This window comes from Paenibacillus canaveralius, from assembly GCF_047238265.1.
Lineage (GTDB): Bacteria > Bacillota > Bacilli > Paenibacillales > NBRC-103111 > Paenibacillus_F.
Map to the genome: position 1 here is coordinate 5478245 of NZ_JBDFMM010000001.1, position 13035 is coordinate 5491279.

The 13035-nt window shown below is 56.5% G+C and carries 8 protein-coding genes; 1 reads left to right on the forward strand and 7 read right to left on the reverse strand.

Annotation, left to right across the window (positions count from 1 at the left end; genetic code table 11):
- Window positions 1–180: 180 nt before the first annotated feature.
- From ABC395_RS24845 to uvsE, 4 genes are all read right to left on the reverse strand, one after another.
- Window positions 181–3540 (reverse strand): efflux RND transporter permease subunit, encoded by a 3360-nt coding sequence (locus ABC395_RS24845; RefSeq protein WP_413006801.1) that lies wholly within the window; start codon window positions 3538–3540, stop codon window positions 181–183.
- A gap of 207 nt (window positions 3541–3747) precedes the next feature.
- Window positions 3748–5100 (reverse strand): S-layer homology domain-containing protein, encoded by a 1353-nt coding sequence (locus ABC395_RS24850; RefSeq protein WP_413006392.1) that lies wholly within the window; start codon window positions 5098–5100, stop codon window positions 3748–3750.
- Window positions 5072–6067: a YcdB/YcdC domain-containing protein gene (locus ABC395_RS24855; protein ID WP_413006393.1), complete on the reverse strand. Its 996-nt coding sequence runs from the start codon at window positions 6065–6067 to the stop codon at window positions 5072–5074. Before ABC395_RS24855 ends, ABC395_RS24850 begins: the two co-directional genes overlap by 29 nt.
- A 175-nt stretch (window positions 6068–6242) precedes the next feature.
- On the reverse strand, window positions 6243–7190 hold the full coding sequence (uvsE, locus tag ABC395_RS24860; RefSeq protein WP_413006394.1) for a UV DNA damage repair endonuclease UvsE: 948 nt from the start codon (window positions 7188–7190) through the stop codon (window positions 6243–6245).
- 212 nt (window positions 7191–7402) lie between these two features.
- On the opposite strand from uvsE, the gene ABC395_RS24865 reads away from it, so the two are divergent.
- Complete coding sequence (locus ABC395_RS24865; RefSeq protein ID WP_413006395.1) at window positions 7403–8038, forward strand: FMN-dependent NADH-azoreductase; 636 nt, start codon at window positions 7403–7405, stop codon at window positions 8036–8038.
- 208 nt (window positions 8039–8246) lie between these two features.
- Here the strand turns inward: ABC395_RS24865 and ABC395_RS24870 are convergent, their stop codons facing one another.
- From ABC395_RS24870 to ABC395_RS24880, 3 genes are all read right to left on the reverse strand, one after another.
- The gene (locus ABC395_RS24870; protein WP_103995629.1) at window positions 8247–8552 is read right to left on the reverse strand and encodes a hypothetical protein; all 306 of its coding nucleotides are present in this window, start codon (window positions 8550–8552) and stop codon (window positions 8247–8249) included.
- A 415-nt stretch (window positions 8553–8967) separates the two neighbouring features.
- Complete coding sequence (locus ABC395_RS24875) at window positions 8968–11058, reverse strand: ABC transporter ATP-binding protein (protein ID WP_413006396.1); 2091 nt, start codon at window positions 11056–11058, stop codon at window positions 8968–8970.
- A gap of 6 nt (window positions 11059–11064) precedes the next feature.
- A complete protein-coding gene (locus ABC395_RS24880; protein WP_413006397.1) occupies window positions 11065–12816 on the reverse strand; it encodes an ABC transporter ATP-binding protein in 1752 nt (583 codons plus the stop codon).
- Window positions 12817–13035 lie beyond the last annotated feature (219 nt).

Below are 13035 nucleotides of genomic sequence, written 5' to 3' on the forward strand. Positions count from 1 at the left end.
GTTGTGATAAAGGTATTCCGATTATTGTAGCACAAGTCGGAGTTTACGCGCGTGTCTCCGCGGAAAAATAAAGAAACCCGCCTCCCGGTTATCCGGGAAACAGGTTTCAGTTTCAGATGCGGGAAGGCGACGGGCACCACCATGACGCCGGGCGGATAATGCCGGATACCGTTGCGACGCCTAATCCTCCAGCTCGGATGCCGGGCGCCTGCGCCTGAACTTCGCCAGGAATTCGTAGACGACGGGCACGATGATCAGGGTCAGCAGCGTCGACGAGATCAGGCCGCCGATCACGGTAACGGCGAGGCCTTTGGAAATCAGACCGCCGCTTTCGAATCCGAAAGCCAGCGGCAGAAGGGCGCCGACGGTGGCGAGAGCCGTCATCAGGATAGGCCGCAGCCGTGTGGCGGCCGCCTCAAGAAGCGCCTCGCGCGTTCTCATGCCGGTCTTTTCGTTATGAATGACCCTGTCCAGCAGGACGATGGCATTCGTGACGACGATACCGATCAGCATGAGCGCCCCCATCATGGCCGACACGCTCAAGGTCTCTCCCGTCACCAAAAGGGCGACAATCGCGCCGATGATCGTGAAAGGCAGCGAGAACAGGATCGCGAACGGAGTCAGCGCTCCGCCGAAGAACATGACGAGCACGAGATACACGATAGCGACGGCCGCGATCATAGCCAGACCGAGCTGCGAAAAGGTCTCGTTGATCTGTTCCGTTACTCCGCCGAAATCGACACGGACGGAAGCGGGGAGGCCGAGTTTGCCGATCTCGTTCTTCAACTCCGTCGAGGCCGCGCCCACATCCTTGGAAGTAATATCGGCCGAAACCTCGGCATACAGCTTCGTATCCCGGTGGGTAACCGCATTGGGCGACCGGCCCTCCTCTATTTTGGCTACGTCCTTCAGCGGAACTTCCACGCCGAGCGGAGACGCGACGGTAGTGTTTTCGATCGCGGATAGGTCCGCGTACGTTTTTTTATCCGCTTGTACGTAAACTTCGACCTCTTTGCCTTCCACGCCGACCTTGGTCAGAACGGGACGCTCGCGTTCCTGGCTGAAAGCCATGGCGATCTGGCCGGCCGTTAACCCCAGCTTGCTCAGCTTGGCCGGGTCGGCGACGATCGTGTACTGGCCGTACGATTCCGAGAGGCTGGAACCCACTTTATCGAATTCCGGACGGTTCTTCATCAGAGCCTGGATTTTATCCGCGGCCGCACGGATTTCGTCCAGCTTTTCTCCGTAAACGTAGAGGCTCAGTTTGCTGCCCCCCACGCCGCCCCCCATATCCATCGGCTTCCAGCTGCCCGGAACGGTATCCGTCAGTCCCTGGATCAGCCTCTGTTTCTCAGCCGTAAAACCGGCGAATTCAGGATCGTATTCCACATAAAAAAGAGCGGACTTGGACGGCCCGGGAGACATGGGATTCTGACCGCCCACCGAGTACTGCAGATTAAGGACGCCGCTGCGCGCCAGCACATACTTCTCCGCTTCCAGCGCCTTCCGCTTCACTTCGTCCAGCGTCTCTCCCGGGGCAGGCGTGTAGGTCACCATGACGTATTTCTGCTCTTCCTCCGGAAGAAAGCTGACACCTACCCGTGAAGCCAGCAGCAGGCTTCCCGCCAACAGGAGAATAGCCGTGCCGAAGGCGATGAGTTTATGATTCAGCGTCGCATCCAGGGCCCGCCTGTAAAAACGCCCCAGGCGGCCGGTCTCGTCGTGGCCGCGGCGGCTTTGGCCTTTGCCGCGGACGCGCAGCCGGATCGATTCGGCCGGGTCCATGCCATGCGGAAGGATACCGGGCACGTCCCCCTCCGCATAAGCGGGAACCGGAGCCGGTCCCATCTTCTCCAGCCTGCGGCGGAACATGGAATGCCCGAGCATCGGCACGATGGTGATCGCGACGAGCAGCGAAGCAAGGAGCGCGAATACCATCGTCAGGGCGAAGGGCAGGAACAGCTGCCCGACGGGACCGCTCACGAAGCCCAGCGGAAGGAAGACCGCAATCGTCACAATGGTCGACGAAAGGATGGGCATAAACATCTCCCGCGTCGCTTCGCGGATGAGGGCTTTGCCTCGCAGAGGCTCGGACGGACTGGACATCCGCCGGTAAATATTTTCGATGACAACAATGGAATCGTCAACGACACGGCCGATAGCGACAGTCATCGCCCCCAGCGTCATGATGTTCAGCGTGATGTCCATCTGCTGCAGCAGCAGGATGCCGATGAGCAGCGACAGCGGGATCGAGACGATGGAAATCAGCGTCGTCCGCCAGTTGCGCAGGAACAGCATGATGATCAGCACGGCGAACAAAGCGCCGAATACGGCCTTGCTCAGCATCGTGTTGACCGAATCCTCAATCGGTTTGCCCTGATCGAGCATGATCACGGTCTCCACGCCGCTGTTCGCCTGCCGGAACTCCGCAGCCTTGTCCTTGACGGCGTTCACAACGTCCACCGTGTTCGCGTCCGGCGCCTTCACGACCTGGATGCCGATGGACTCCTTGCCGTTCGTGCGGGAGATGGAATCGGCCCGGTCGGCCAGCTCGATTCCCGCCAGCTCGGCAAGCTTCACGGTCGGCAGACCGGACGCTCCCGCCGCCGGAGCCGCGGCGCCTCCCGCCCTGCCGGCGCCTGCGGCGCTGCTTGGGGCGGCTGCCCCTGTGCCGGGCGCTGCACCGCCCGCCGCACTGCCGCCGGCGGCTCCGGGTGCTCCACCCGCACCGGCTTTGCCCCCGGCTGCCGCACCGGTGCCAGCCGCGCCTGCGGCCCTGGCCGGACCGGCTCCGCCGGGAACGAGCGGAATCTCAAGATTCCGCAGGTCGTCCAGGCTCTTTACGTTGCCGTCTACGACGAGGGTTTTCTCCGTCCGGCCTACTTCGTAGAGGCCGAGAGGGACCTGGACAGCCGCCCCCTGGATGATTCCTTTGACCGTATCCTCGCTCAGCCCGTAGGTCCTCAGCTTGTCCCGGTCAAAGGTCAGACGGACTTCCTGCTGATGCTGACCGGAGATCTCCACGCTTGCCGCCCCCGGAATGCCTTCCAGCGCCGGAATCAGATCGCTTTCGATCTGCCAGGTCAGCTCGTCCAGCGACTGTTTGTCTCCCGCCACGCTTAGCGATACGACCGGAAATGCATTTATATTGATTTTGGATACTTTCGTTTCCTGCGCCCCGCCGGGAAGCACAAAATCGGCAACCGCTTCTTTTACTTCGGAGGCTGCCTTATCCATATCCTTCTTGTAGGAATATTCCATTACGATAGAAGAGACGTTTTCCATGGATGTCGAACTGACCACGTCTACACCGTCCAGGCTCCTGACTTTCTGCTCAAGAGGGCCTGTAATCCGGTCGGCCACCTCTTCCGGCGCGGCCCCCGGATAGACCGTCGTGACCGTTAGCACGGGAACTTCCAGATTCGGCAGCGTCTCCTGCTTCATACTGAGACCCGCGTAAATACCAGCAGCCGTAACAAGAATCGTCAACAGCCAAATAACCAGCTTATTGTTCAGAGAATACCGGATAATCCCTCTCACCATTTTCACTCCTGTCTGTCGTCTGATATGTGCTGTAAAAACAGTGACTCCTTACATAAGGGTAACCCTGCGAATCTCCCTGAGCAAATAAAGCCGGCTCAATTCTCAAGTTACGGAGGTCTCCTGCCTACTCTCCTTTTTTCCCAAAAAAAAGACTGCCGAACCCGGCAGTCCCTTAAATTTTTATTCGGTTGTGCACAACGAAGGTTAACGCTTCTGTAAATAACGGTAGAATGCTGTCGCCGCCTGAGCGCGTGTCACTTCCAGCTTCGGACTGAACTTGCCGCCGTCCGCGCTCATGATGCCCATTCCGGTCACGATTGCGGCGTTCCCGATGTTTTTCAGCTCGGAAGCATCCGCAAAGTTGCGGTTAAAGACGTTATCGAACTCCGTCAGCTTCTTGTAGTTCAGTGCCCGGACGATCAAAGAAGCCATTTCCTCACGGGTGATCGGCTGGTCCGGATTGAACTCGTCGGACGTACGGTCGATCCATTTGCGGTCCAGAGCCGTTTCCACGTAGGAGAAGTACGCGCTGCTTTTCTCTACGTCCTTGAACGAATTGCTGCGGCCGTCCATCGCCCCCGCCGGATAATACCCGCCGCCGCTGTCGGCGATGACGAGCATCTTGATAAGCTCTCCGCGCTTGATGGACTGGTCCGGCTTGACCTTGCCGTCCTTCACTTCAAGGGCTTGATAATCAAGCATCAGCTGAAGCTCGTTTTGCGCCCAGTGGCCGGCGATATCGTCCACTTTCACCGGCTCCAGAGAAATGACTTCGCCGTTATCCCGGCTGCGCCATTTGCCGCTCTCCGCATCAAGGAAATAAGCGGAATTTTCGTATTTGTTCTCCAGCGTATATACAAGCTGTGCCTTCTGATTCTGGCTGTCCACCGGATATTTGCCGGAAGCTACGAGAACATTGTAGCGCTCAATAGGAATTCCCGGCGGAATTTGGCCCTCGATGCCGACGCTCTGGTAAACGAGACGAAGCTGATATTGGGAGAGCAGAAGCTCTTTCGCCTTGTCTTTGTCCAGAACGGCCGGTTTCTTGGCCGGGAACGCCAGCTTGCTTATATTGATGTAGCTGTTCTGGACTTCGCCCGTACGTTTGTCCACGGCTACATGGATATTGTCGTTCTCTACCCGAACTCCGTCAATAAAACGGGAAAACAGGAAGGTATACGTGTTATCCTGGTCGATCCCGACGATTTTGCCGTCCGTTTTGGGAGCTTCCGTCGTTTCCAGTACAAGCTGATGTGTATAGGAAGGGGTCGTTTTCTTGACGAAATCAACCGCCTTCCCTTTCGCTTCTTCAAAAGAAACTTTAATTTCCTCCGGCTTAACCGTACGGCCGGAACTATAGTCGTAATAGGAGAAGTTCGTCAGTTCACCGGTTTTGGCGTCGATAGCCAAAGACACGTAACCTCTGTTATCCTTCGCTCCGTCTAAACCAGGAAGCGCCCAGTGGAAATTCCAGTTAGCTTCCGTCTGTTTCGTGGATTCGTTCTCGTATTCACCATAGTTCGCTTCTTCAAGCTTGGCATCCGCCGGGATTTTCACCAGTCTGCTGGGCCCGTTTAAGCGCCGCTTCCTTCGTCGTCACCGCTGTTCCCGTACTCTGAGGCTGTTCGGTCAGTGCCTTGACGGCGGCGGGAGCTTTGCTCTCATACAGCGGCTTGCCTGTTTTGGCGTCAATCTGAAGCGCCGCCATGCTGTAGGAAATCGCCGGTTTGAGCTCCTTCGACTGGTAAGGAATGAGGTATTGAAGCACCGGTTCCGCTTGATTGTGGAATGCCTTGTCAGCCTGCTCCGGAGTGATGACGCCTTCCTTTTTATCGAAAGCCGCGTCTTTATCCCAATACACACGGTAATCGGAGAGACGGCCTTCGCTGTCTACGGCCACCGTGATATTGTTTTGAGGGAACGGAACCCCGTCCACCACTCTTTCGAAACTAAAGCGGTAATCTTCGTATACGGTCAGCGGTGTTTTGCGTGAAGATTCGCGCAGGTCGTTGTATTTTACCTGCTTTTGAAGTTCGGGACTTAATTTTGCTATGTAATCGGATGCGATGGTTTTAGCTTGATCCAAGCTTGTTTTCGGCGGGTAAACGGGCTTGCTGTCGGGATTCTTGCTGCTGAAATTGTATCCGAGCAAAGCGCCGGAATCCGCATCCAGGCTATAGGACAAATAAGAATAATAGTCTTTCTTCTCTTTATGGCTGAAATTCAAATTCCAGGCTTTAGCAGGCTTGCCGCCGAAGCCGCGGGACACGCTTAAATTAGCCCCCTGCAAAGAGAAGCCTTCCGGCAGGGCAACGTATTTTTTAGCCAGCTCGACAGCCTGCTCTTTGGTTATTTTTACCTCTTCCCGGGAAATGTCGACCTGCTCTTTCCCTTGATCCGAAACCGGATTCGCAACAGTCGCGGACGCCCCCGTAACCGCCTTGCTCGCCATAACCGGCGTAACCGTGCCGAACAGCAGTGCGGAAGTGACCACCGCCGTACCTGCTTTCAGAATAATTTTCAAACGGACCTGCCTCCTTCGAATAGGTGGAATGGAACATACTGGATTCCAGTTCTCACCATCTGAGACGGACAAATCCGGGCAAAGGTTGCGGAAGAATCTCCCATTCCGCAACCTGTTACTTTTTTGTCATTTCTCTGCGGTTTGCGGCAGGGCCAAGCGCCGTTTTCTTCACTCTTCACATCGATAAAATGCCGCCGTCCAGCCGCTTGATCCCCCTGACTGACGAAAGATCTTCGGCAAGTTTCAGACAGGCGAAATCTTTGCGTTTGGCCTCCACCATCACGTCCAGCCGGTCCATCCCTTCCTCCTTGCACGCTTTCAGAAAAACAAGCAGCGGTCCCGCTTCCACATAATCGGCATGGGAGCGGAAGTCTTTATCGTTCTTCGGCGAGGAAACATGAACTTTCATCGGGCGGCCCTTCCATGTCTCCGCTATTTGCGGAAGCAGTCTGATGCCGGACCGGGAAGAGGGATTGCACCAGTCGTGATGAAGATCGAACATCATCGGAACCCCGGCCCGCCGGCATACGGACAGCGTTTCTTCGGCCGTGTAGGTTTTATCGTCATTTTCCAAAGTGAGCCTCTGCAAAATACGCTCGGGAACCCGCGGCAGGTTCGAAATGAGACGTTCGGCCGAAGCCTTCTTGTCCCCGTAGGCTCCTCCCACATGGATATTAATGATGCAGTCGCCGCCCGTTCCCATGCCATCGAGTATGTCCGCATGATACTCCAGATCGCGCAGCGCGGCATCCACTACCGCGTCCGAACCGTTCAACAGGGTAAACTGGTTGGGATGCATGGACAACCGGATATCGTGGCGGCGGGCAAAAGCTCCCAGCTCGGCAAGCTCCTCCCCGTACGCCTCTTTGACTCCGATATGGACATCGGGATGGGTCGCGAGCGGAATCAGCGAAGAACTGAGCCGGTACAGGCGGATTCCGTGCGCCGCATTATAATAAAGAATTCTGCGCGTAGCTTCCAGATTGCGGCGTCCCACCTCGACCGCCTTTTCCAGCGATTCATCGTAAGGCTCTTCTTTGAACCGTTTATACGTAAATGTGGAGCTCGGTGTATTGTGATAAATAGCCAACGCCTGCGATACATAGCCGATGCGAACTTCCAAGCTTCTCACCTCTTCTTCAGGTTTCCCGTGCTTAAGCTTTTTACCCCAGAGCTTCCGGGTCGTACCTCCGAATGAAAGGCTGTGCGAATTTGGCAGGCATACCCCCTCGGCGGGAGGCAGATATTATCCCCGTATGGTGAGCGGCAGAAGCGTTCGGAATCGGACGCCTCAAACCGACAAATCTACCGCATATCCGCTAGGAGGGTTCCTTCATGTCTACGCTTCTCTATATTACGGCACACCCGCATGACGACCGGACTTCTTACAGCATGGCCGTCGGCAAAGCGTTTCTCGACGCTTACCGCGAAAATCATCCCGGAGACGATATCGTGACCCTGGACTTGTACAAGGCGTACATTCCGCAAATCGATACGGACGTCTTCAGCGGCTGGGGCAAGCTGCGCTCGGGCAGCTCCTTTGACCAGCTTTCGGAAGAAGAAAAGAAAAAAGTGACGCGTTTCGGCGAACTGACGGATCAGTTTGTGGCAGGCGACAAATATGTTTTCGTCACACCGATGTGGAACTTCTCCTTTCCTCCCCTTATGAAAGCCTATATCGATACGATCTGCACGGCGGGCAAAACGTTCAAATATACGGAGAACGGAGCGGTCGGCCTGCTTACCGGCAAAAAAGCGCTGCACATCTACGCATGCGGCGGCGTCTATTCGGAAGGCCCGACAGCCGGCTCGGATTTCGGAAGCCCGTATTTGAAAACGATCATGTCTTTCTTCGGCATACCGTCTTTCGAAACGCTTTATGTGGAAGGCATGGCTCAGTTCCCCGACCGCGCCGAGCAGATTAAACAAGACGCCATCAAAAGCGCACAGGAAAAGGCTCGGACATTTTAATCCGAAGGAATTCAATAGGGGAGGAGCAGCGGGGTTAGTGGTTGACCACCGTCATGTGACGCCGAGCACCGCGCGCTGGGAGCTTCTCGCGGTGCGGAAAAGCCCCGAAGGTCCTCTTCTTCCCCCAACAGAAAAAACCCGTAAATCGTTAAGATTTACGGGTTTTCTTTCGTGCACGGCGCTTAAGCGTCCCAGAAGGGGGCTAAGCTTAGTACTGATCGCGTCTGATCAGGGAAATGTTGTACGCGGACACCAGCAGACCGACGATTCTCGTGACATAACCGACGAGCGGGATGAAGCTGAGGAACGCCAGCACGATATTGACGACAGCCGGAAGCAGTGTCCGGTTGCCGTTGATCAGGCCGATCACGGCGCTCACGAATACGAGAGGCACCACCCAACCGCCGGACCATAAGAATCCGAACGGGATAAGGCCGACAACGTAACCGATAATAATTCCGATTTCCACAATTAGCTGAACCACATTCAAAACGCGTTTCGTTTCCGAACTCACGATAAATCCCTCTTTTCGCAGGACTGCGGCGTATGAATGAAAACGCCCGTCCAATATGATTTTCCACCCGGATGGGTGCAGTTCTCGGGCCGGACAACCCTACATAAACGCGGGAGCAGTCCGCGAATCATGCAAGCTGTTTTACCCGGAATTCTGTGACCTTTCCTTTAATTTACGTATGAAGACGTCTTCGCGTTTCATGCGTCCGCCCTCTTTCTACCTAATTATACCTCAAATTTTCTAAAAAAAGGACCCGGACTTATCCGGGCCCGACAGATAATAGTGAAGAAAGGTAGCCCTCCCCCGAAAATCCGCGGCAAGCTTCGCGCAGTCACGAACCATAGCGCGGGATGTTCTGCCGCGTAAACCGGACGGATATCGGCAGCGGGCGGGGCCTCCTCGGTCTTGGCGGCTTTTATGTAGAAGCCGCGATCCCTCCGGTTGTGACGCCGGCCGGCGCAGCGCCGCCTCCCTGCTGCAGGCGGTACATCTGGGAGTACCTGCCGCCAAGCTCCAGCAGCTCTTCGTGATTCCCCCGCTCCACAATCTCTCCGCGGTGCAGGACCAGAATCAGATCCGCGCTGCGGATCGTAGACAACCGGTGCGCGATAATGAAAGTGGTCCGTCCTTTCTTGACGACATCGAGCGCGGCCTGAATCACGGCTTCCGTCTCCGTATCGATGTTGGCTGTCGCTTCGTCCAGGATCAAAATCGCCGGATCGAAAGCAAGCGCACGCGCGAACGAGATCAGCTGCCGCTGGCCTGCGGAGAGCGTGCTCCCTTTTTCAAGCACAGGTTCGTCGAAGCCACCCGGCAGGTTGGCGAATATGCGCTCGCCGCCGACATCGCGAAGGGCCGCATCCGCCTTCTCCCGCGAAATCGTGCCGTCTCCGAGGCTGACATTGCTCGCGATCGTACCCGTGAAGAGGAACGGGTCCTGCAGCACGATTCCCATGTGCTGGCGCAGAAGCTGCTTGGGCATGGCCGTGATATCCTGGCCGTCCACCCGGATCGTTCCTTTTTGCGGATCATAGAACCGGAACAACAGATTCATAATGGAGCTTTTGCCCGAACCGGTATGACCCACCAGTGCCACTGTCTGACCCTGCTTCGCCTCGAAGGAGATGTTCTTGAGCACATAATCTTCCTTGTAAGCAAAGGAAACCTGCTCAAAGCTGACGTTGCCTTTGTAGCGGGGCAGACGGCCCTCGGCCACGTCTTCGCCGGGCTCATCCATCAACTCGAATACGCGCCCCGCCGAAATGATGGATTGGTCGAGCGTCGCAAGCTGATTCACGATTCCCGTGATCGGCTGGAAGAGTCTGTTCAAGTAGTCGATGAAGGCATACAGCACCCCGAAGGAGATGACGGATTCGGCTCCTGACACCATTGCGGCGCCCCCGAAATGCCAGAGCAGCAGCGCGAAAGAGATGTTCCGCAGCACCCCGACCAGGTTGTGGGAGGTGAAGGCGTTCAAGCTTTGCAGCTTCTGCTGGTGTTTGAGGTAATCCTCGTTGAGCGTTTCAAACTCTTCCATCGTCTCTTTCTGGCGGCGGAACGCACGGATGATCGTCATCCCCTGGATCGCTTCATTGATCATTCCGTTAATGTCACTTAAGCGCGAACGGATGATTTTGTTATACCGCGAAGCGTATTTGCGGTACACGATGATCCAGACGACCAGCAGCGGGACGATCAGAAGACAGATCGCGCCCAGCTTCACATCCAGAAGGAACAAGGCGATAAAGATTCCCGTGATATAAACGAAACCGGTGAAAAAGTTCGCCAGAACCGTCACGAACAAGTCGCGGACGGCTTCCGTATCGTTGGTCACTCTGGATACGACTTTTCCGGCCGGAAGATTATCGAAATAATGGATGGGCAGGCGTTGAATCTGCCCGTACACATCCAGCCGCAGCTTCTGGATCACGCGGTTCGCGGAAACCTGGAGCATATACCGTTCCCCGAAAGTGAAGACAGCCGCTACGGCCAGCAGCCCGAGATAAAGCAGGGCGAGCCGGATTAATTTGTCCAGTTCCGGCCGGTAAAAGACGTACAGCTCGCCTTTGGTCAGCGCCTTCGCCTCGTATACGGCGTTCTCTCCGCCTCGCGTGACCGTCAGCTTGCCGTCCTGCCAGGACCGCTGGCCGTCGAAAGCGATCGGCCCGTTAACGAAAACAAACCGTGTGCCGACCTGAAGCAGCCTCGCTTCGTCACCGCGCGCTTCGCCTTCCGCGAAACGGTCTCCGCGTTTGTAGACGCCGCCTCCGTAGGTTACGGTGTCTCCGCTCTCCCCGTTAGCGCCGGCATTTCCGGCACTGCCGGCTTCCTGCCGGATTTTGTACCAGGGCTGCTCGATCCCGAGAATATGCGTATCGATCATCCGCTTGGCGATAAAAGGACCCGACAGCTCCGCCGCTACCGCGACCGTAAGCATAAGAAGGGCAAGAATAAACAATTTTTTATGATGAAGTGCGTACTGCACCAAACGTTTGCCTGTGTGCAAGGCCGATCACCCCGCTTCCGTCAGATTGGATTCGACCTGCTGACGCTCGTACTGCTCCTTGTACCAGCCGCCCAGCGCCAGCAGCTCTTCGTGGGTTCCCGCTTCGACAATCCGGCCTTCGTCGAGGACGAGGATCCGGTCCGCGTGCTCGATGGCGGACAGCCGATGCGTGGAGATGAGCGTCGTTTTGCCGGCACGCTCCCGCCGGATATTCTCGATGATTCTCGCTTCGGTCCGTGCATCGACGGCCGACATCGCATCATCGAGCAGCAGGATTTCCGGGTCGGCGATCAAGGCCCTCGCCAGCGAGACGCGCTGCTTCTGGCCGCCGGACAGGGCTACGCCCTTCTCCCCGACAAGCGTGTCGAGCCCGTTCGCCAGCGTCCCGATGTCCTGCGTGAAAGCCGCCCGCTCGATTGCCTGCAGCACTTCATCCTCGCTGGCGTCGGACTTGCCGAACTTGATGTTCTCCCGCACGGTCTTGGAGAACAGAATCTGCTCCTGCGGCACATAGCCGATCCACGACTGCAGCTTCTCCAGCGGAATCTGCTGGATGGGCACGCCGTCGATGGTGATCGAGCCGCCGCCGGCCGGGTACTGCCGCAGCAGCTGCTTGAGCAGCGTGGATTTCCCGCTGCCGGTCCGGCCGACCACGCCGAGGGTCTCCCCTTGGCGCAGCGTGAAGTTAATGTCCTCCAGATTGGGAGTACCGGAGGACGGGTATTTGAACGCGGCTTCCCGGAAGCCGATCGTTCCCGGCTTCGCATCTCCCTCCGGCTGCGGGACATCCTGCACATCGGGCCGGTAGCCCAGCGTTTCGTTGACCCGGTCCAGAGAAGCGTTGCCCCGCTGCATGATGTTGATGAGCTCGCCTATCGCGAACATCGGCCAGATCAGCATTCCGAGGTAAATGTTAAAGGACAGGAACTGCCCGAGCGTAAGCTCGGTCTGAAACACGAGATACGCGCCATAGCCCAGGCCGATCAAATAACTCGCGCCGACGAGCAGCTTGATGGTCGGATCGAACAAAGCGTCGATTTTGGCGACCGCGATATTTTTGTTGTACACATCCTCCGTCAGCTCGCGGAAGCGTTCCTGCTCGTTGGCTTCCTGGACGTATGCCCGCAGAACCCGGACGCCCGCCGTCGCTTCCAGCACCTGGTCGTTCATCTGACCGAAGGCATCCTGAGCGATCGTGTACCGTTCGTGAATCGTTTTGCCGTAAAACTTCATGGCCAGCGCGATGAACGGAAGCGGCAGCAGGGCCGCAAACGTAAGCTTCCAGGAGATCGTAACGCCCATCGTAAAAAGAATCACGAGCATAAACGCGCTGGAATCGACCAGCGTCAAAATACCGAAGCCCGCCGTAGCGGAGACGGACCGGAGATCATTGGTGGCGCGGGCCATCAGATCGCCCGTCCGGTACTTTTCGAAAAAGGTCGGAGTCATCTTCAGCAGATGCCGCATAAATCTCGAACGCAGCACGCGTTCTACCAGAAAAGCGCCTCCGAACAGCTGGTACATCCAAACATAGGTCATCAAATAAATAATAGCCGTAATCCCCAGCGTCCACGCGATCATGGAGAACAGCCGGTCCGCCGTAATCGAGCCCATATGGATCTCGTCGACCGCGTAACCGAGAATCTTGGGAGGAATGATTTCCGCGATACCGGCCACGATCAGCAGCGTAATCGCTACGGTGTAGCGGATCCAATGCTTTTTGAAAAACCAGCCCAGCTTCTGCAAAATACTGAACAAACAGGTCACCTTCTTTCTTAATCCACGAAAAACGCTCTTTTTCTCCGTCTCCGTGTTCGTTTCTATGTAGAAAAATGAGGGCGGTCTCCTTACGGGACCACGAAAAAAGGACGCACCGTTCAACAAACAAACGGTACGTCCTCAAAAAACGCGGCAAAGCCTGCGCTTCATTAAACCGGCTGCTGGCAGCCCTTGTTCGGGAAAATGCGGGCGTCTGAA

Coding starts and splice junctions, on each gene's coding strand:
- ABC395_RS24865 (WP_413006395.1), top strand. CDS start 7,403: ATGTCTACGCTTCTCTATATTACGGCACACCCGCATGACGACCGGACT.